Below are 17,940 nucleotides of genomic sequence, written 5' to 3'. Positions count from 1 at the left end.
GGCACTTCGCGGGTGCTCGCCCAGCTCACTCCGCGGGTTCGAGGAACCCCTGCTCCACCAGCAGACGAATCTGCGCGGGCGTCCGGTCGCGGAGCAACACCGGGTCTTCGTCGACCAGTTGGGCGATGGCGTCCAGAATCCGTCCCGCGCTCAGCGTGCCGTCGCACACGCCCGCGAAGCCCGCACCGACCGTGTCCACCTTGGTGGCCCGGCGCATCCCTCGGTGCTGGCGCAGCACCACGTGCTCCGGGTCCTCGGCGCCGGGCAGCCCGACCTGCTCCTGAACCACCTCGGCCGCGAGCTTGAAGTGCCCGCCGAGCAGCGCCGCGTCGTCGCTCGCCCGCAGGTAGTCGACGCGGGCGAAGTGCGCGCGCACGGTCTCACCGAGCGGCTGCTCGACCGGGTGCGGCCACTCCTCGACGGTGATCGAGGGCTCGGCTGCCGCCGTCCTGCGCAGCGTGATCCACCCGAAGCCGACGGCCTTCACCTTGCGCGCCTCGAACTCGTCCAGCCAGGCGTCGTACCGCGCCTGGTACTCGGCCGGGTCGCTGCGGTGGTCGCCCGCGTCGCGCAGCCACAACTCCGCGTACTGCGTGATGTCCTGGACCTCGCGCTGCACGACCCAGGCGTCACAGCCTCGCGGCACCCAGGAACGCAGCCGGTCCTGCCAGTCCTCGCCCTCCACGTGCTGCCAGTTGGCCAGGAACTGCGCGTACCCCCCTTCGTTCAGGCGATCGCCCGCCTGCTGAACGAGCGTGCGGCACAGATCGTCCCCGCCCATCCCGCCGTCGCGGTAGGTGAGCCGGGCGCCGGGCGAGATCACGAAGGGCGGGTTCGAGACGATCAGGTCGTACGTCTCGTCCGCCTCGATCGGCTCGAAGAGGGAGCCCTCGCGCAGGTCGGCGGCCGGGGCTCCGGAGAGCGCGAGGGTGAGCGAGGTGATGTGCAGCGCGCGGGGGTTGAGGTCGGTCGCGGTCACGCGTGTGGCGTGCTGCGCGGCGTGCAGGGCCTGGATTCCGGAGCCGGTGCCGAGGTCGAGCGCGGCGGAGACGGGAGTACGCACGGTGATGCCGGCGAGGGTCGTGGACGCCCCGCCCACGCCCAGGACGACACCCTCCTCACGGCTGCCGATGCCGCCCGCGCCGCCGACGGCGCACCCTAGGTCGGACACGATGAACCAGTCCTCGCCGCCGGGCCCGCCGTACGGCCGGACGTCCACCGTCGCGGCGATCTCGCCCCCGCCCACCCGAGTCAGCCAGCCGCTCTCCAGGCAGTCCTCGACCGGCAGAACGTCCTCCACGCGCGCGTGCGGCACGGGCTGCTGCAGCAGGAAGAGCCGTACGAGCGTCTCCAGCGGCGTGTCGCCGCGGGTGGCCCTCAGCGCGGGCACGGTCTCGCTGCGCGCCAGCGCCGCGTACGCGGGGGCGCCGAGCAGCTCGAGCAGTCCGTCGGCGGTGAAGGCGGCGCCGAGCAGGGCGTCCCGCAGCCGAGCTGCGACATCGGCGCGGTCGGACGAGGGCAACGGTGACAGGCTGGTGTGACTCACGTCCCCCATTGTGTCCGCTCCCGCCGAAAGAGACATACACCTGTGCACAGCGCGTGTGCCTGTGGATACGCGCGTGCGCCTGTGGACGCAACGCGCATGCCTGGGGCAGCGCGCGCCGAGGGCCCGGTACGCGCGCGTACCGGGCCCTCTTTGGCTTGACTGACGATCGCCCTCCCGGGGACCCGGGTATCAGCCCTGGGTCGCCGAAGCCGTGGCCGACGTGGACTTACAGCTCGCCTGCTCGGCCATCGCGTTGCCGACGTCTCCGGCTTCGAGCTCCTTCAGGGCGTCGGTACCGGTCTTGCTCAGCTTCCCGAGCTGCTCGGCGACGCCGTCGAGGCCCTCAGCGAACTTCGCCTGGTCCTTCGTGTCGAGCGCGTCCGACTGCTTGCCCAGATCGGCGTAGGACGCGGAGAGGGCGTTGAGCTCCTTGACCGCGTTCGTCAGCTTCGTCTTGCCGTTCTCCACGTCCGGCGGCCCGGCCTTCTCAATGGCGGTCGCCATCGCCTTGTAGGCATCCGAGATGTCCTGGAAGCCCTTGGAGTCGGCCTTCTGGACGTCCTCCGGCGCGCTTTCGTCCGTGGTCTCCTTCTGGATCTCGGCGTTGGCCGCCGCGATCTTCCGAACCTGGGGCTGCACCGCGTCACAGACCTGCTTGGCCCAGGGGCCCAGCTTGTCGCTGTTGTCGTCGCTACTGCATCCCGACAGCGCCAGTACCAGTACCGCACCGCCGGACAGTGCGGCCGCGAGCTTCTTGTTCACCGGGTTGGTCCCTTCCATGGCTCTCGGCCCCGGAACTTACACGCCAAGCGGGCGACACCCACACGCCCGACGTCCGCTTTAGTAGTTATTGCAGCCATTTGCCCCAAGCGAGAGAAGGCTCACGACAAGGGTGTGAACACACACAGGGCGGGCGGGCGGCGCGTCGATACGCGCCGCCCGCCCGCCGGGACCAGGCAGAAGACCTGAGGTCTACGAAACCGCCGCAGCGTCGGCCGACTTGGCCACCCTTTCCGCGTTGTCTTCGTCACCTACGGCGATCCCACGCCGCTTGGAGATGTACACCGAGCCCACGATCACAAGGATCGCGAGGACGGCGATGAGCACCCGTACACCCACGTTCTTGTCGTCGCCGTACGAGAACTTGACGACCGCGGGCGCGATGAGCAGCGCCACCAGGTTCATCACCTTCAGCAGCGGGTTGATCGCGGGACCGGCGGTGTCCTTGAACGGGTCGCCGACGGTGTCGCCGATCACCGTGGCGGCGTGGGCCTCGCTGCCCTTGCCGCCGTGGTGACCGTCCTCGACGAGTTTCTTCGCGTTGTCCCACGCGCCACCGGAGTTGGCGAGGAAGACCGCCATCAGCGTGCCGGTGCCGATTGCGCCGGCGAGGAACGAGCCGAGCGCGCCGACCCCGAGCGTGAACCCGATCGCGATCGGGGTGAGCACGGCGAGCAGCCCGGGCGTGGCGAGTTCGCGCAGCGCGTCCTTGGTGCAGATGTCGACGACGCGCCCGTACTCGGGCTTCTCGGTGTAGTCCATGATCCCGGGATGCTCGCGGAACTGCCGCCGCACCTCGTAGACCACGGCCCCGGCGGAGCGCGACACCGCGTTGATCGCCAGGCCCGAGAACAGGAAGACGACCGCGGCGCCCGCGATGAGACCCACCAGGTTGTTGGGCTGCGAGATGTCCATCATCAGGTTCATCGGCGCGCCCTCGCCGGAGACCTTCTCGCCCACTTCGTTCGCGGCCGTGAGGATCGCGTCCCGGTACGAGCCGAAGAGCGCCGAGGCCGCGAGGACAGCGGTGGCGATGGCGATGCCCTTGGTGATGGCCTTGGTGGTGTTGCCCACGGCGTCCAGGTCGGTGAGCACCTGGGCGCCCGCGCCCGTGACGTCGCCGGACATCTCGGCGATGCCCTGCGCGTTGTCGGAGACCGGACCGAAGGTGTCCATGGCGACGATGACACCGACCGTGGTGAGCAGTCCGGTACCGGCCAGGGCCACCGCGAACAGCGCCAGCATGATGGACGTACCGCCGAGCAGGAACGCCCCGTACACGCCGAGGCCGATCAGCAGGGCGGTGTAAACGGCCGATTCGAGACCGATGGCGATGCCGGCGAGGACGACGGTGGCCGCGCCGGTGAGCGAACTCTTGCCGATGTCCCGCACGGGACGACGGGTGGTCTCGGTGAAGTAGCCGGTCAGCTGCTGGATCAGCGCGGCGAGCACGATGCCGATCGCGACGGCGATGAGCGCGAGGATCCGCGGATCGCCGCCCTTGGCCTGGATCGCCGCGTCCGTGACTCCGTCGAGGTCGGCGTACTTCCCCGGCAGATAGACGAATACGGCAATGGCCACCAGCACCAGCGAGATCACCGCGGAGATGAAGAAACCGCGGTTGATCGCGGACATGCCACTGCGGTCGGAGCGCCGGGGCGCCACCGCGAAGATGCCGACCATCGCGGTGAGTACGCCGATCGCGGGCACGATCAGCGGGAACGTGAGCCCGGCGTCTCCGAACGCCGCCTTGCCGAGGATCAGCGCGGCGACGAGTGTCACGGCGTACGACTCGAAGAGGTCGGCCGCCATGCCCGCGCAGTCGCCGACGTTGTCGCCCACGTTGTCGGCGATGGTCGCGGCATTGCGCGGATCGTCCTCCGGAATGCCCTTCTCGACCTTGCCGACCAGGTCGGCGCCGACGTCGGCGGCCTTGGTGAAGATGCCGCCGCCGACACGCATGAACATCGCGATCAGCGCGGCGCCGAGGCCGAAGCCCTCCAGGACCTTCGGCGCGTCGGCCGCGTACACCAGCACCACACAGGAGGCGCCCAGCAGACCGAGCCCCACCGTGAACATGCCGACGACGCCGCCCGTACGGAAAGCGATCTTCATGGCTTTGTGCGAGACAGCGGTGAGATCCTTTTCGGGTTCACCCTGGGCCGGAGTCGCTTCCCTTGCCGCGGCGGCCACGCGGACATTGCTCCGTACGGCGAGCCACATGCCGATATAGCCGGTGGTCGCCGAGAACACCGCGCCGATCAGGAAGAAGATCGACCGTCCGGCACGCTGATTCCAGTCGTCCGCGGGCAGCAGCATGAGCAGGAAGAACACCACGACGGCGAATACCGCGAGGGTACGCATCTGTCGGCCCAGGTAGGCATTTGCGCCTTCCTGGACCGCCGCCGCGATCTTCTTCATGCTGTCGGTGCCCTCGCCGGCCGCGAGCACTTGTCGTACCAGAACCCCGGCGACCGCCAGGGCCGCCAGGGCGACGACGCCGATGACCATCACGATCATGCGGTTGTCGTCGGTCAGCACTGCGGCTGCGAAGGTTGTGGGATGGTCAAACTGATGAGGGGTAGAAAGCCCCGCCATTCGTCCTCCTTGACGCTTGGGCTGAGCTCAAGATGTGGACGGATTGTAGGTACCGGAACCTGATCAAAACAGTGCCCGGTAAACGGAATTAGCCTTCACATCGCCTTCAGCAAATGATCCACCCGCATCCATGGAACCCAAAAGAGGTAATGCCCCAAAAGCGTTGACGCTTGATCAAATAATCGCGTGATTGATCGTGAATCAATTCACGAAATGGGCGGGCGCAAGGGCGGGAAGGCTGGACAGGAGGGCCGGGCGAGGGCCGGGCAGCGGGCCGGGCAGTGGGCCGGCACAAGAAAAAAGGGCCCTGCGAGGCAGGGCCCTTCGGGTTTTGCTACGAGGGGGATGTCAGGGAACGAGCGCGGCCGGCGGCGTGGTCGGCCAGCTCATCCTGATCAGTCCACCGTTCTCCCCGGCGGTGACCTCGACGTCGTCGACGAGGCCGCTGATGACCGCAAGGCCCATCTCGTCCTCGTCGCTCTCCGTGTCCGAATCACTCAGGGAGGCACCGGGCACCGTCTCACCGGGCGCCGAACGCGGCGCCTCGTCGCCGACCTCGATGGAGAACTGCTTCTCCTCCTCGATCAGCGTCACCCGCACCGGCGCCGAGATGCCGCTGCTCTGGTGCAGTCCGACGGCCCGGGTGCAGGCCTCGCCAACGGCGAGTCTGACCTCGTCGAGTACGGCCTCGTCCACTCCGGCCCTGCGCGCCACCGCTGCCGCCACCAGTCGGGCGGTCCTGACGTGCTCGGGCAGCGCGCTGAAGCGGAGTTCAACGGTGGCCATGCATCCCCCTCAAACTACGGGCGTGCTGTCGGGGGCCGGGCCGTCGAGGCCCGGTCCCCCTCCATTGCTTCTGCCGTCTCGGACGCCACACACCTCTCGTGCGGCGCCCTGGGACGGGGTCAGTCGGTGGCCGCTACCGCTTCCTCGACCGAAGTGTGGATCGGGAACACCTTGGTGAGACCGGTGATGCGGAAGATCTTCAGAATGCGCTCCTGGTTGCAGACCAGTCGCAGCGAGCCTTCGTGGGCGCGCACCCGCTTCAGGCCACCCACCAGCACGCCGAGCCCGGTGGAGTCGAGGAAGTCCACGCCCTCCATGTCGACGACAAGGTGAAAACTGCCGTCGTTCACCAGCTCGACCAGCTGCTCACGCAGCTTGGGCGCGGTATATACATCAATTTCGCCACCGACCTCGACGACCGTACGATCGCCGACGGTACGGGTCGACAGGGACAGGTCCACGGATCCTCCAGCACCTTGCTATCGAGCGGTCGCCCGAAGGGACATCTCGGCAGAGCCCCCGGGACGGTTCGCCAGCCGCGATGGCATTCAATCACTTACCGGCAGGCGTGCACGACGCCTTGAGCCCATTGTCCGTCACGCCAGTGACACACTCGTTGCCGATGGCCAAGAATCACCGATCCGATCGATCCTCGACGGACACCGCTTCCCGCCCCTCTCCGGGCACGGTCCTGGACCGGCTCGCCTCGGGGTCGAGCCGGGCTTCGCGCATCACTCATACGGAGCACTTGCCCCCGCGGGAGGGTCGCCATGCCGTGTGGCCCGACCGGATCCGCTCGGAGGTCATCGCCGCGGTCCAGGCCGCGGGGGTCGAGCACCCCTGGGCCCACCAGGCCCTGGCCGCCGAGCACGCCCTGGACGGCGACTCCGTGGTCGTCGCCACAGGCACCGCCTCCGGCAAGTCCCTGGCGTACCTCGCACCGGTCCTGACGGCCCTCTTGGACGGCTCCGAGGCCCCGAACGGCCGCGGCGCCACCGCGCTGTACCTGGCCCCGACAAAGGCCCTGGCCGCCGATCAGTGCCGATCTGTGAAGGAACTTTCACAATCTCTGGGCAATGCCGTACGCCCAGCCGTGTACGACGGGGACACCCCGTTCGAAGAACGCGAATGGGTACGTCAGTACGCCAACTACGTCCTGACCAACCCCGACATGCTGCACCGAGGGATACTTCCCTCCCACCCCCGCTGGTCCTCCTTCCTCCGTGCCCTGCGCTACGTCGTCATCGACGAGTGCCACACCTACCGCGGCGTCTTCGGCTCCCACGTCGCCCAGGTGCTGCGCCGCCTGCGCCGTCTGTGCGCGCGCTACGGCGCGTCGCCCGTCTTCCTGCTGGCCTCGGCGACCGCCGCCGAGCCGTCGGTGGCCGCCCGCCGCCTGACCGGCCTCCCGGTGGTCGAGGTCGCCGACGACGCCTCTCCCCGCGGCGAACTGGTCTTCGCCCTCTGGGAACCCCCGCTCACCGAGCTGCACGGCGAGAAGGGCGCACCCGTACGGCGTACCGCCACCGCCGAGACGGCCGACCTCCTGACCGACCTGACCGTGCAGGGCGTGCGCTCGGTCGCCTTCGTACGATCCCGGCGTGGCGCCGAGCTCATCGCGGTGATCGCCCAGGAACGCCTCGCCGAGGTCGACCGCTCCCTGGCCCGCCGCGTGGCCGCCTACCGCGGCGGCTACCTCCCCGAGGAACGCCGCGCCCTCGAACGCGCCCTCCACTCCGGCGAGCTCCTCGGCCTCGCCGCCACCACCGCCCTCGAACTCGGCATCGACGTCTCCGGACTGGACGCCGTCGTCATCGCGGGCTACCCGGGCACCCGGGCCTCGCTGTGGCAGCAGGCGGGCCGCGCCGGACGCTCCGGGCAGGGCGCACTCGCCATCCTGGTCGCTCGCGACGACCCCCTGGACACGTTCCTCGTGCATCACCCCGAAGCCCTGTTCGACCAGCCGGTGGAGTCCACCGTCCTCGACCCCGACAACCCGTACGTCCTCGCCCCGCACCTGTGCGCCGCAGCCGCCGAGATCCCCCTCACGGACGAGGACCTGGAACTCTTCGGACCGGCCGCCCCGGATCTGCTGCCGCAGCTGGAAGCCGCGAAACTGCTGCGCCGCCGGACGAAGGCATGGCACTGGACCCGTCGGGAGCGCGCCGCCGACCTGACCGACATCCGCGGCGGAGGCGGCAGTCCGGTGCAGATCGTCGAGGCCGGGACCGGGCGGTTGCTGGGCACGGTCGACGCCGGTGCCGCTCACACGACGGTCCACGAGGGCGCGGTCCACCTGCACCAGGGCCGTACGTACCTGGTGCGGCAGCTGGATCTGGAGGACTCCGTCGCGCTGGTCGAGGAAGCCAACCCTCCCTATTCGACGGTCGCCCGCGACACGACCTCCATCTCCGTCCTGGAGACGGACACCGAAATCCCTTGGGGTGAGGGCCGGTTGTGCTACGGCTCCGTCGAAGTCACCAACCAGGTCGTCTCCTTCCTGCGTCGTCGTGTCATCACCGGTGAAGTGCTCGGCGAGACAAAGCTCGACCTCCCTCCCCGTACGCTCCGTACCCGCGCCGTGTGGTGGACGGTCACCGAGGATCAGCTCGACGCCGCCCGGATCAACCCGGAGATCCTCGGCGGCGCCCTGCACGCCGCCGAGCACGCGTCGATCGGCATGCTCCCGCTGTTCGCCACCTGCGACCGCTGGGACATCGGCGGCGTGTCCATCCCGCTGCACCCCGACACCCTGTTGCCCACGGTCTTCGTGTACGACGGTCACCCGGGCGGCGCGGGCTTCGCAGAGCGCGCCTTCCACACCGCCCGCGCCTGGCTCACCGCCACCCGCCAGGCCATCGCCTCCTGCGAGTGCGACGCCGGCTGCCCGTCCTGCGTCCAGTCCCCCAAGTGCGGCAATGGGAACGATCCCTTGCACAAGCGGGGCGCCGTGCGGCTGCTCACGGAGCTGCTGCGAGGGGCGCCGGAGGGCTAGCGTCGCTGACGTCGGCCCGTGTGGCACGTCCCTCCGGACGCTGGTCGGTCAGATCTCACGACCTCACCGAGGCGGGTGCCCGACGTCTCCCAAGGTCTCCGGCGCCGCCCCGGGTAAGTCGGCGGACGGGCCAGGGGCGACCGGCCCCGCAGGTCCCGCCCTCGACCTGACCTCCACACCGAAAGGCGCCCGGCCCGACGCGGCAGTGACGTCCGAGATCTCGCCCTCGACCGCGCACCGCACGAGCCGAGCGTGCTGGGCGCGTGCCACCCGGCCCGCTTCGGCGCAGGCCGCCGGTCCACCGTCCATCCAGTGGTCCGCCGCGGCGAGCGCCGCCAAGTCGGCCGCTCCCGCCGCACGATGGCGGACCACGACAGCCTGCCCCATGGCCAGGATCGCCCCGAAGACCACACACAGCACGGCGATCAACCCGACCGTCCAGACGGTCGCCGACCCTCTGTCCGAGGAAGGAGCCCGCCTGGCGCAGAACGGGTCCCACCTATCCCAGGAAGGGGTGCGCCTGGCGCAGGAGGGGACCCACCTGCCCCGCGAAAACGTGCGCGCGGCGCCACCACCTCTCGTCATCCCGCCACCACCCCGACCGTCTCCTCCGCCAATGCCACAGCCGCGTCGCTCAGCTCCACGGACAGCGCGTCGGGGCCCGGCGTACTCGCCATGACCGTCACCCGGACCAGGTCGCCCTCTCGGCTCACCGTGACCCTGGCGCCGTCCGGTGCCGCGCGCCGCGTTGTCGCCAGGACCGTGTCCGGCGGGTCCTGGCGGGCTGCTGCGCGGGCGCCCGCCCTCGCCGCGTCCACGCACTGGATCTGCGCGGACGCGGCGAGCAGGGCCCAGACCAGAGCCATTCCGACGAGCACCAGTGACGGCAGCACCACGGCGGCCTCGGCGGTCACGAATCCCCGGTCCCGACACCGGGACGACCCACTCCCCACCCGCTCGCATCCGGACCCGACGGACGTGCCGCGGAGCTCGCTTTCCCATCCGGACACGACCGCCGAACCGTCAGTCACCCGCTCACATCGGGACATTGAGCGCCCGCCCCACGATGCCCTGCAACTCCGCGCCGACCTGCCCGCTCGTCACCACCTTGTAGAGCGCAGCCGCGAAAGCCACCGCCGCGATGATCCCCACCGCGTACTCGGAGGTGACCATGCCCGCGTCCCTCCGCGCCGCCCGACCGAGCAGCCACGCCCGCACCCGTACCCGTACCGTCCTGCACATCTCAACCCCCGTAAGGTTCGACTCCGTTGCCCACCTGCCACTGCCTCACCGCACGCCGTCGCCATAAGTCGTCATCCGCCACCCCCTCCCAGCACCCCGTCCGCCAGCCCGATCACGACGGGCAACACGCCGATCGCGAGGAACGCGGGCAGAAAGCACAGCCCCACGGGCGCGGTGACCATGACAGCCGCCCGGCGCGCCCGCGCCGTCGCGCTGCGCCCCCACTCGGCGCGGGCCTCCGCGGCGATCCGTCCGACCGGCACGGCCGCCGGTACGCCCGCCTCCCCCGCCCGCTCCAGGAGTCTCGCCAGCGCCCCGGCACCCGGCATCGACGCCAACCCGCGCCACGCCTTGTCCGGTTCACCCCCGAGCCGCACCTCCGCCGCGCCCCGCGCCAGCCGATCCCCGACGGGTCCGCCCAAGGCCTCACCCACAGCCTGAGCCGCCACTACGGGGCCCGCCCCGGCCGCGATGCAGGCGGCCACCAGGTCGGCCGCGAGTGGGAGTTGCCGGGTGGCCTGCGCCGCGTCGTACTCCTCCGCCGGCCCCGGCTTGCGCCGCTGCCGCCACCGCCAGACCCCGAAACCGGCCACCACCCCCACCAGTAGCCCGGCAAGGCCGCCGACCAGCACCCAGCCGGCGCACACGGCACCTGTCGGCGGCAGCCAGCGCCGCCCCACGCCCCGGAACTCGAAGCGCCGCTGTGAACGCGCCCGCTCCAAGGCCAGCAGCTCGGCCAGCCTCTTGCGCACCCGCCGCTCACGTCGGGCCGCACCGAGCGACCACACCAGCCACCCGAGCGCCGGCGCCCCACACAGGGCCGCCCCCAGCCTGTGGACAACCTCCGTGCTCATGCCGCCTCCGCTCCCCTCACGATGCGCAGGGCCCACCAGAGCCCCACGCCCTCCAGCACTCCGCCGACCAGCAGACAGCCCAGGCCCGCACCGGTGTGCAGCAGCACGTGCAGCGGATCGGCGCCCAGGGCGGTGCCGATCAGCAGCCCCAGAACCGGCAGCCCCGCGAGCATCACCGCCGTCGATTGCGATCCGGCCAACTGGGCTCGCATATCCGCTCGTTGGTCCCGCTCCGCACGCAGCGCCCCTTCCAGACGGTCGAGCCCCGCCGCAAGGCCCGCGCCCCGGTCCACAGCCACCCGCCAGCACGCGGCGAGTCCCACCAGCCCGTCGGCCCCCGCTTGCCGTGCCGCATCGGTGAGCGCGCCCGGCACGTCCCCGCCGAACCGGGCCGCCGCCAGTACCACTGCCTGTGCCTCGCCGAGTCCACCCGAGTCACGCGCGGCCCTGAGCAGTGCCTCACCCGGCTGCCGCCCGGCCCGCACCTCCCCGGCGAGCGCCCCACACAGGGCGATCACGGCATCGCCCCGGCGCTCCCGCTCGCGCCGCGCCTCCCCGGCCCGCCGCATCCGCCCGAGCAGCGGCACCAAGGCCGCCCCGAGAAGCAGCGGCACCACGGACGCGCCCAGGAGCGCGATCACCGCCCCGACGACCAGCGACCATCCTCCGGACCGCAGCCGCCCGCGCAGTCGCCGCCACGCGACGAGTGCCTTTTCCCACGACGGCGGACCGGTCGCCACCACCCCGCCACCCGCGCACAGCAACCGAGCCCTGCGCGCCCCCGAATCCCACCCGCTCATCAACCAGGCCGCCGCCCCGGCACACGCCATGGCCGCCCCCACCGACACCCCACCGCCCCCCGTCACGACAACCCACTCCCCTCAGCCCGGTCAGCCCCGTCAGCCCCGTCAGCCCCGCCAGGCACACCAGTCCCGTCAGCCCTGCTAGTCCCTCTCATCCCTCCAATCCCATCCCGGAGCAACTCCCGCAGCCGCTCCCACCCCCGCTCGTACGCGAACGCCTCCGCGCCCCACCGCAGTGCGGGTACCGTCACCACCAGCCCCGACGGATCGCGCTCCAGGACATGCACCTCGGCGATCCGCCGCCGCCCGACCGGGTCGCGTACGAGATGCAGGACCACGGACAACGCCGCCGCCAACTGGCTGTGCAACGCGGCCCGGTCGAGCCCCGCGGCCGTGCCCAGCGCCTCCAGCCGGGCCGGCACCTGCGCGGCGGCGTTCGCGTGAACCGTTCCGCAGCCGCCCTCGTGGCCCGTGTTGAGCGCCGCCAGGAGCGACACGACCTCCGGCCCGCGCACCTCGCCGACGACCAGCCGGTCCGGTCTCATGCGCAGGGCCTGACGGACCAGGTCCTGCAGTGCGACGAGCCCTACGCCCTCCTGGTTGGCGGGCCGCCCCTCCAGGCGGACCACATGAGGATGGTCGGGGCGCAGCTCCGCCGAGTCCTCGGCGAGCACGATCCGCTCCCCGGGGCCGACCAGCCCCAGCAGTGCACTCAGCAAGGTCGTCTTGCCGCTTCCGGTCCCCCCGCTGATCAGGAACGACAGCCGGGCGTCCAGCAGGGCTCTGAGCACCCGGTCGCCGCCGGGTGGCACGGTCCCCGCCGCCACCAACTCGTCGAGCGTGAACGCGCGTGGCCGCACGACCCGCAGGGACAGACAGGTGGAGCCGACGGCGACCGGGGGCAGCACCGCGTGCAGCCGGGTGCCGTCCGGAAGCCGGGCGTCGACCCAGGGGCGCGCGTCGTCGAGCCTTCTGCCGGCCACGGCTGCGAGGCGCTGCGCGAGGCGTCGTACGGCGGCCGCGTCCGGGAAGGAGACAGCCGTCAGCTCCAGGCCTCCGCCCCGGTCCACCCAGACCCGGTCGGGCGCGGAGACCAGGACGTCGGTCACCGACGGGTCGGCGAGCAGCGGCTCGAGGGGTCCACTGCCGACCAGTTCGGAGCGCAACTGCTCCGCAGCGCCGAGGACTTCCGCGTCGCCCAGCACGCGCCCCTGCGCACGCAGGGCTTGTGCCACACGCGCGGGTGTGGGCTCGGACCCGCTCTCGGCGAGCCACTGCCGTACGCCGTCCAGAAGCCCTGTTCGCCCGGCCTGTCCGGCCGACTCCGTAGGCCCGCCGAGGCTCGCTCCGCGGTGCGTCCCAGTATCGGCGTCCCAGTTCATACGCCCCCTCCTGGCACCGGAACGCGCTCCCAGAAGGCCGTGCAGAACCGGGCGAGCGGTCCCCGCACCGCTCCTCCGGGTGGCAGGTCGGCGTCCGGCCGCGGTGATTCGGCGGGCACCTCGCCGACCAAAGGCAGTCCGAGCAGCCTGGCTACCTCGCGGTCGTCGAGGCCCGGCGCGTAGGGACCTCGGACCACGGCCCGTAGATCGCGCAGAACCATGCCGACCGCGGACGCCACCCGTCCTGCCGCCGCGATGGCGCGCAGGTCTGCGGGGACCACCAGCAGTCCGAGGTCGAGTTGGGCGAGTGCTTCCGCGACGCCTTCGTCGATGCGGCGGGGCAGGTCGACGACCACCGTGCCGCCGCGCCGTCTGGCGGCGGCCAGGACCGCGCGGACGGCCTGCGGCGGGATGGCCACGGAGTCGCCGCGATCCCAGCTGAGGACACGCAGCGCGTGCAGTTCGGGCAGGGACTCCTCCAGGGCGCCGCCGCCGACCCGGCCGCGGGAGGCGGCGAACGCCGGCCAGCGCAGGCCTTCGGCCGCCTCTCCGCCCAGGAGTACGTCGAGACCGCCACCCAGGGGATCCGCGTCCACGAGCAGGGTGCGTCGTCCGGCACGCGCCGAGGTGACGGCGAGCGCGCAGGCCAGCGTGGAGGCTCCGGCCCCGCCACGGCCACCGATCACGCCTACGGTGAGCGCGGGCCGGCCGACTCCCTCGGCCACGTCGGCGATGCGGTCGACGAGCCACTGCTCGCCGTCGGGCAGCATCAGGACATGGTCGGCGCCGATCTCGACGGCCCGGCGCCAGACACCGGAGTCGTCCTGATCCCGCCCGACCAGCACCACTCCGCGTCTGCGCGCGGCCCCACGCACGCGCCGTGCGGCGTCGTCACCGACGATCACGAGAGGTGCCGCCTCCCAGCTACCACTGCGCTCCGGCACCCCGTGATGGACTTCCGGCCTCGCGCCCGCCGCCGCACACAGGCGCAGCAGGTCGTCGAGGAGGTCGACGTCCTCCGTGACGATCAATGGTCCGCCCTGCCGCCCTTCGGCGGCGGGCGGCCGATCATGTGTGATGGCTCCCGCCACGATCCCCAGCCCCCTTCGCTGCTTCTTGCGCGGCGCCCCCTACGGCCCCGCGATTCCCGCTCGTGTGAAGTACCGGCAACCGGCCTCCATATGAACGGCCGATACGAACCGGCCATACGCGTCCCGCAAACGGAACCGGCCATGAACTTGCCGCGAGGAACTCGCCGCGAGCAGGACGCGCTGGAATCACGGTGCAGCGATCCCGAAAATCGTGTGGATCTTGGTCGATAACTGTGGACAACTCGATGGTTGTGAATATCGCCTTCACCCATACCGGCGACTCGCGCGCGGCTTCCACAGAGCAGTCCCGCGACTACGCACAGTGATGAATCATGGGCGCGCAAAAAGGGACGCCACAGTGGCAATCAGAGGGTCCCGGGGCCGCGCAAGAGAGGGGAAAACCCCATCCGGACATGCGACGACCCCCGCCGGGGGGGAGAGCGGGGGTCGTCCCCACGGTCCGACTCGGGGGGGGAGGAGCCAGACCGGGTTAGCACGGTCGCGAACGATCCGTGACTTCCATGGTGTACCCGAGAGCCGTCTCAGGCAAACCCACGCGCCCCACACTAGCCCGAATGGTGGGCGCATATGCTCAGGCTTGTGGAAAACCACTCCTCGCCCCGGACAGCGGCCTTCTTTGACCTGGACAAGACGGTCATTGCGAAGTCGAGCACGCTCACGTTCAGCAAGTCGTTCTACCAAGGCGGACTGATCAACCGCAGGGCCGTGTTGCGTAGCGCATATGCCCAGTTCGTGTTCCTGGCAGGCGGCGCCGATCATGACCAGATCGAGCGGATGCGCGCTTACCTGTCCACGCTGTGCCGCGGCTGGAACGTCCAGCAGGTCAAGGAGATCGTCGCCGAGACACTGCACGACCTGATCGACCCGATCATTTACGACGAGGCCGCCTCCCTCATCGAGGAGCACCACACCGCCGGTCGCGATGTCGTGATCGTCTCCACGTCCGGAGCGGAGGTGGTCGAGCCGATCGGCGAACTGCTCGGCGCGGACCGCGTAGTGGCCACCCGCATGGTCGTCGGCGAGGACGGCTGCTTCACCGGAGAGGTGGAGTACTACGCATACGGGCCGGCAAAGGCCGAGGCGGTCAAGGAACTGGCGGAGTCCGAGGGATACGACCTCTCGCGCTGCTATGCGTACAGCGACTCCGCGACCGACCTGCCGATGCTGGAGTCCGTCGGCCATCCCCATGCGGTGAATCCGGGCCGCGTGCTGCGGCGCGAGGCGCTCGCCCGCTCCTGGCCGATTCTGGACTTCCACCGTCCGGTCCGGCTCAAGCAGCGACTGCCCGCGCTCTCGGTACCGCCGCGTCCGGCGCTCGTCGCGGCGGCCGCGATAGGCGCGGCGGCGGCCACGGCGGGGCTCGTCTGGTACGCGAGCCGACGGCGCGCGGCCGCGGCATGAGCGCGTCACGTCCGCGCGAGCAACACAGTCACGCCCGATTCACACCCATTTGAAGCTAAAAGTAAAGAAGTACAGTCAGGACTTCCGCTTCCTGTGAACCTGGAGTACAAAGGGGTTAACGGCCCGCGAGACCAAGGACATCCGAAAGGATCACCTTTAAACGCAATCAAGGCCCCACGGACCGAGCATGAACATCGAGCACCCACGCGACGTCGACCCGTCGATTACGGGCCAGCCGCACCAGGTGACGGGCAGCAGTTCCCGACCTGATGGGCAACATATCGAGGACGCTTGGTAACCCGGTGAACATGCCAGCGGCGGTACGAGAACTCGTACCGCCGCAACCCTGTTGTGGGTCCTATGCCGCGCCGCGCTGAAGCGCCTCGCAGACGGCCGTCGATTCCCTGGCTCCCAGCTCAACGGCCTTGCCGCAGTGGGCGATCCACGCCGCCATACCCTCCGGGGTGCCGGAGGCATAGCCGTCCAGAGCCGCCAGATAGGCCTCGCGGCCGAGTTCGGCGTGGCCGACCTCGGCCGGACAGACGGACTTCGGGTCGAGGCCGCTGCCGACCAGGACGATGCGCTCGGCCGCGCGAGCGACCAGGCCGTTGTGGGTACCGAAGGGGCGCAGGGCGAGCAGCTCGCCGTGCACGACGGCCGCCGTTACCAGCGCCGGGGCCGAACCACCGGCGATGATCAACTGCGAGAGCCCCTCGAGCCGTCCCGCGACCTCGGTCGCGTCCGGCAGCGGCAGCTCGACGAGCGGCTCGTCGACCGGTTCGCCGTCATGACGCGGCCGGCCGACCCCGTCCCCCTTGTCCGCGGCCGCGACGAGATGCAGCCGGGCCAGCACCCGCAGGGGGGACTGCCTCCAGATAGAGAGGAGTTGGCCCGCCTCGGCGGTCAGCCGGAGGGCCGCGCCGACCCTGCGGGCCTCGTCGTCACCGCTGAAGTCGGTGCGGCGGCGCACCTCTTCGAGGGCCCAGTCGGCACCGGACAGCGCCGCGGAGCCCCGGGCCCCCCGCAGCGCGGCCTCGGAAGTGATCTCGTTGCTGCGACGCCGCATGATCCGGTGCCCGTAGACCCGGTCCACCGCCTTGCGGACGGACTCCACGGATTCGGCCACCCCGGGCAGCGAGCCCAGGGCCGCGAGCGGGTCGGCGTTCGCGCCTGTCGTACTCATGAGTACGACATTACGCACCCCGGCAGCCCACCCCACGAAGGAGTGGTTTTCTTCACGCCGGCCAGGCACTCCGCGCACTCATCAGACTACCCTTGGTGAACATGAAAATGGCTTTCGTTGGGAAGGGTGGCAGCGGCAAGACCACCCTGTCCTCTCTGTTCATCCGTCATCTCGCCGCCACGGGATCACCGGTCGTCGCGGTGGACGCCGACATCAACCAGCACCTGGGAGCCGCGCTCGGCCTGGACGAGGCCGAGGCCGCCGGGCTGCCCGCCCTGGGCACGCGGCTGCCGCTGATCAAGGACTACCTGCGGGGTTCCAATCCGCGGATCGCGTCCACCGAGACGATGATCAAGACGACTCCGCCCGGTGAGGGGTCGCGGCTGCTGCGGGTGTGCGAGGACAATCCGGTGTACGACGCCTGCGCCCGACCGGTGGAACTCGACGGCGGCGTCGTCCGTTTGATGGTCACCGGCCCGTTCACCGAGGCCGATTTGGGAGTGGCCTGCTACCACTCCAAGACCGGTGCAGTGGAGCTCTGCCTGAACCATCTCGTCGACGGCCGGAGCGAGTACGTCGTCGTCGATATGACGGCAGGCTCAGATTCCTTCGCGTCCGGCTTGTTCACCCGCTTCGACATCACGTTCCTCGTCGCCGAGCCGACCCGGAAGGGAGTCTCCGTCTATCGCCAGTACAAGGAGTACGCCCGCGACTTCGGGGTCATCCTGAAGGTCGTCGGCAACAAGGTGCAGGGCCAGGACGACATCGACTTCCTCCGCGCCGAAGTCGGTGACGACCTACTGGTGACCATCGGCCACTCGGACTGGGTGCGCGCCATGGAGAAGGGCCGCCCGCCCCGGTTCGAGCACCTGGAGGACGCCAACCGGCGTGCCCTGCGCACCTTGCAGGGCGCCGCGGATGCCACGTACGAGCTGCGGGACTGGGAGCGCTACACCCGCCAGATGGTGCACTTCCACCTGAAGAACGCGAGCAATTGGGGCAACGAGAGGACCGGGGCGGACCTGGCGGCGCAGGTCGACCCCGGCTTCGTACTCGGCGAAGGGCTGGTGGCCACCGCCTGAGCGTCCGGCCGACCCGGGCGGGCCCTACCGCATGGGCGACCGGCCCGCCGGGACGGCCGCCACCGCCCGAGCGGCGGGCCCGCGGCCCTTACCCCATGGGTGACCGGCCTGCGGGCACGGGCGCTACCGCAGGGGCAGTCATGCCCGCGGGAACGGGCACTACCGCCAGGAACGGG

The 17,940-nt window shown here is 70.7% G+C and carries 15 protein-coding genes and 1 pseudogene; 3 read left to right on the top strand and 13 right to left on the bottom strand.

The window, feature by feature from the left end; all coding sequences use genetic code 11:
* Positions 1 to 25 precede the first annotated feature (25 nt).
* The 5 genes from ACX28W_RS18045 to bldG form a co-directional block, all read right to left on the bottom strand.
* The gene (locus tag ACX28W_RS18045) at positions 26 to 1,555 is read right to left on the bottom strand and encodes a DUF7059 domain-containing protein (protein ID WP_458999986.1); all 1,530 of its coding nucleotides are present in this window, start codon (positions 1,553 to 1,555) and stop codon (positions 26 to 28) included.
* 180 nt (positions 1,556 to 1,735) lie between these two features.
* A complete protein-coding gene (locus tag ACX28W_RS18040) occupies positions 1,736 to 2,326 on the bottom strand; it encodes a small secreted protein (RefSeq protein ID WP_458999985.1) in 591 nt (196 codons plus the stop codon).
* Between the two features lie 192 nt (positions 2,327 to 2,518).
* Positions 2,519 to 4,924, bottom strand: coding sequence for a sodium-translocating pyrophosphatase (locus ACX28W_RS18035; RefSeq protein WP_458999984.1), 2,406 nt, complete (start codon positions 4,922 to 4,924; stop codon positions 2,519 to 2,521).
* Positions 4,925 to 5,272: 348 nt separating this feature from the next.
* Positions 5,273 to 5,710, bottom strand: coding sequence for an ATP-binding protein (locus ACX28W_RS18030; protein ID WP_458999983.1), 438 nt, complete (start codon positions 5,708 to 5,710; stop codon positions 5,273 to 5,275).
* 119 nt (positions 5,711 to 5,829) lie between these two features.
* Positions 5,830 to 6,171, bottom strand: coding sequence for an anti-sigma factor antagonist BldG (bldG, locus tag ACX28W_RS18025; RefSeq protein WP_003975386.1), 342 nt, complete (start codon positions 6,169 to 6,171; stop codon positions 5,830 to 5,832).
* A gap of 80 nt (positions 6,172 to 6,251) precedes the next feature.
* Here bldG and ACX28W_RS18020 point away from each other — a divergent pair, with 80 nt between their 5' ends.
* Complete coding sequence (locus ACX28W_RS18020) at positions 6,252 to 8,705, top strand: DEAD/DEAH box helicase (RefSeq protein ID WP_458999982.1); 2,454 nt, start codon at positions 6,252 to 6,254, stop codon at positions 8,703 to 8,705.
* Between the two features lie 63 nt (positions 8,706 to 8,768).
* Here ACX28W_RS18020 and ACX28W_RS18015 read toward each other — a convergent pair.
* The 7 genes and pseudogenes from ACX28W_RS18015 to ssd all read right to left on the bottom strand — a co-directional run.
* Positions 8,769 to 9,173: pseudogene (locus ACX28W_RS18015) on the bottom strand (Rv3654c family TadE-like protein); the annotation flags it as partial.
* Between the two features lie 113 nt (positions 9,174 to 9,286).
* Positions 9,287 to 9,754 (bottom strand): TadE family type IV pilus minor pilin, encoded by a 468-nt coding sequence (locus ACX28W_RS18010; protein WP_458999981.1) that lies wholly within the window; start codon positions 9,752 to 9,754, stop codon positions 9,287 to 9,289.
* Entirely contained in the window at positions 9,741 to 9,947 is a 207-nt protein-coding gene (locus ACX28W_RS18005) for a DUF4244 domain-containing protein (protein WP_458999980.1), read from the bottom strand. Before ACX28W_RS18005 ends, ACX28W_RS18010 begins: the two co-directional genes overlap by 14 nt.
* 71 nt (positions 9,948 to 10,018) lie before the next feature.
* Complete coding sequence (locus tag ACX28W_RS18000) at positions 10,019 to 10,801, bottom strand: type II secretion system F family protein (protein WP_458999979.1); 783 nt, start codon at positions 10,799 to 10,801, stop codon at positions 10,019 to 10,021.
* Positions 10,798 to 11,631 (bottom strand): type II secretion system F family protein, encoded by an 834-nt coding sequence (locus tag ACX28W_RS17995; protein WP_459000061.1) that lies wholly within the window; start codon positions 11,629 to 11,631, stop codon positions 10,798 to 10,800. The genes ACX28W_RS18000 and ACX28W_RS17995 overlap by 4 nt, the downstream gene beginning before the upstream one ends.
* A 32-nt stretch (positions 11,632 to 11,663) precedes the next feature.
* Entirely contained in the window at positions 11,664 to 12,986 is a 1,323-nt protein-coding gene (locus tag ACX28W_RS17990; RefSeq protein WP_458999978.1) for a TadA family conjugal transfer-associated ATPase, read from the bottom strand.
* Positions 12,983 to 14,077, bottom strand: coding sequence for a septum site-determining protein Ssd (gene ssd, locus ACX28W_RS17985; protein WP_458999977.1), 1,095 nt, complete (start codon positions 14,075 to 14,077; stop codon positions 12,983 to 12,985). Before ssd ends, ACX28W_RS17990 begins: the two co-directional genes overlap by 4 nt.
* A gap of 588 nt (positions 14,078 to 14,665) precedes the next feature.
* On the opposite strand from ssd, the gene ACX28W_RS17980 reads away from it, so the two are divergent.
* On the top strand, positions 14,666 to 15,499 hold the full coding sequence (locus ACX28W_RS17980; RefSeq protein WP_458999976.1) for an HAD family hydrolase: 834 nt from the start codon (positions 14,666 to 14,668) through the stop codon (positions 15,497 to 15,499).
* 358 nt (positions 15,500 to 15,857) lie between these two features.
* Here ACX28W_RS17980 and ACX28W_RS17975 read toward each other — a convergent pair whose 3' ends face one another.
* On the bottom strand, positions 15,858 to 16,682 hold the full coding sequence (locus ACX28W_RS17975; RefSeq protein WP_458999975.1) for a Fic family protein: 825 nt from the start codon (positions 16,680 to 16,682) through the stop codon (positions 15,858 to 15,860).
* Between the two features lie 101 nt (positions 16,683 to 16,783).
* On the opposite strand from ACX28W_RS17975, the gene ACX28W_RS17970 reads away from it, so the two are divergent.
* The gene (locus tag ACX28W_RS17970) at positions 16,784 to 17,764 is read left to right on the top strand and encodes an ATP-binding protein (RefSeq protein WP_458999974.1); all 981 of its coding nucleotides are present in this window, start codon (positions 16,784 to 16,786) and stop codon (positions 17,762 to 17,764) included.
* Positions 17,765 to 17,940 lie beyond the last annotated feature (176 nt).

The organism is Streptomyces sp. SD15, assembly GCF_054462255.1.
This window is presented reverse-complemented; position numbering and strand designations above follow the sequence as displayed.

Excerpts from the sequence above, each read along its gene's own strand:
- ACX28W_RS18020 (WP_458999982.1), top strand. The coding sequence starts at position 6,252 with ATGGCATTCAATCACTTACCGGCAGGCGTGCACGACGCCTTGAGCCCA.
- ACX28W_RS17970 (WP_458999974.1), top strand. The coding sequence starts at position 16,784 with ATGAAAATGGCTTTCGTTGGGAAGGGTGGCAGCGGCAAGACCACCCTG.
- ACX28W_RS17980 (WP_458999976.1), top strand. The coding sequence starts at position 14,666 with ATGCTCAGGCTTGTGGAAAACCACTCCTCGCCCCGGACAGCGGCCTTC.
- ACX28W_RS18010 (WP_458999981.1), bottom strand. The coding sequence starts at position 9,754 with ATGTCCCGATGTGAGCGGGTGACTGACGGTTCGGCGGTCGTGTCCGGA.
- ACX28W_RS18030 (WP_458999983.1), bottom strand. The coding sequence starts at position 5,710 with ATGGCCACCGTTGAACTCCGCTTCAGCGCGCTGCCCGAGCACGTCAGG.
- ACX28W_RS18005 (WP_458999980.1), bottom strand. The coding sequence starts at position 9,947 with ATGTGCAGGACGGTACGGGTACGGGTGCGGGCGTGGCTGCTCGGTCGG.
- ACX28W_RS18035 (WP_458999984.1), bottom strand. The coding sequence starts at position 4,924 with ATGGCGGGGCTTTCTACCCCTCATCAGTTTGACCATCCCACAACCTTC.
- ACX28W_RS17990 (WP_458999978.1), bottom strand. The coding sequence starts at position 12,986 with ATGAACTGGGACGCCGATACTGGGACGCACCGCGGAGCGAGCCTCGGC.
- ACX28W_RS18040 (WP_458999985.1), bottom strand. The coding sequence starts at position 2,326 with ATGGAAGGGACCAACCCGGTGAACAAGAAGCTCGCGGCCGCACTGTCC.
- ACX28W_RS17975 (WP_458999975.1), bottom strand. The coding sequence starts at position 16,682 with ATGAGTACGACAGGCGCGAACGCCGACCCGCTCGCGGCCCTGGGCTCG.
- ACX28W_RS17995 (WP_459000061.1), bottom strand. The coding sequence starts at position 11,631 with ATGGCGTGTGCCGGGGCGGCGGCCTGGTTGATGAGCGGGTGGGATTCG.
- ACX28W_RS18045 (WP_458999986.1), bottom strand. The coding sequence starts at position 1,555 with ATGGGGGACGTGAGTCACACCAGCCTGTCACCGTTGCCCTCGTCCGAC.
- ACX28W_RS18000 (WP_458999979.1), bottom strand. The coding sequence starts at position 10,801 with ATGAGCACGGAGGTTGTCCACAGGCTGGGGGCGGCCCTGTGTGGGGCG.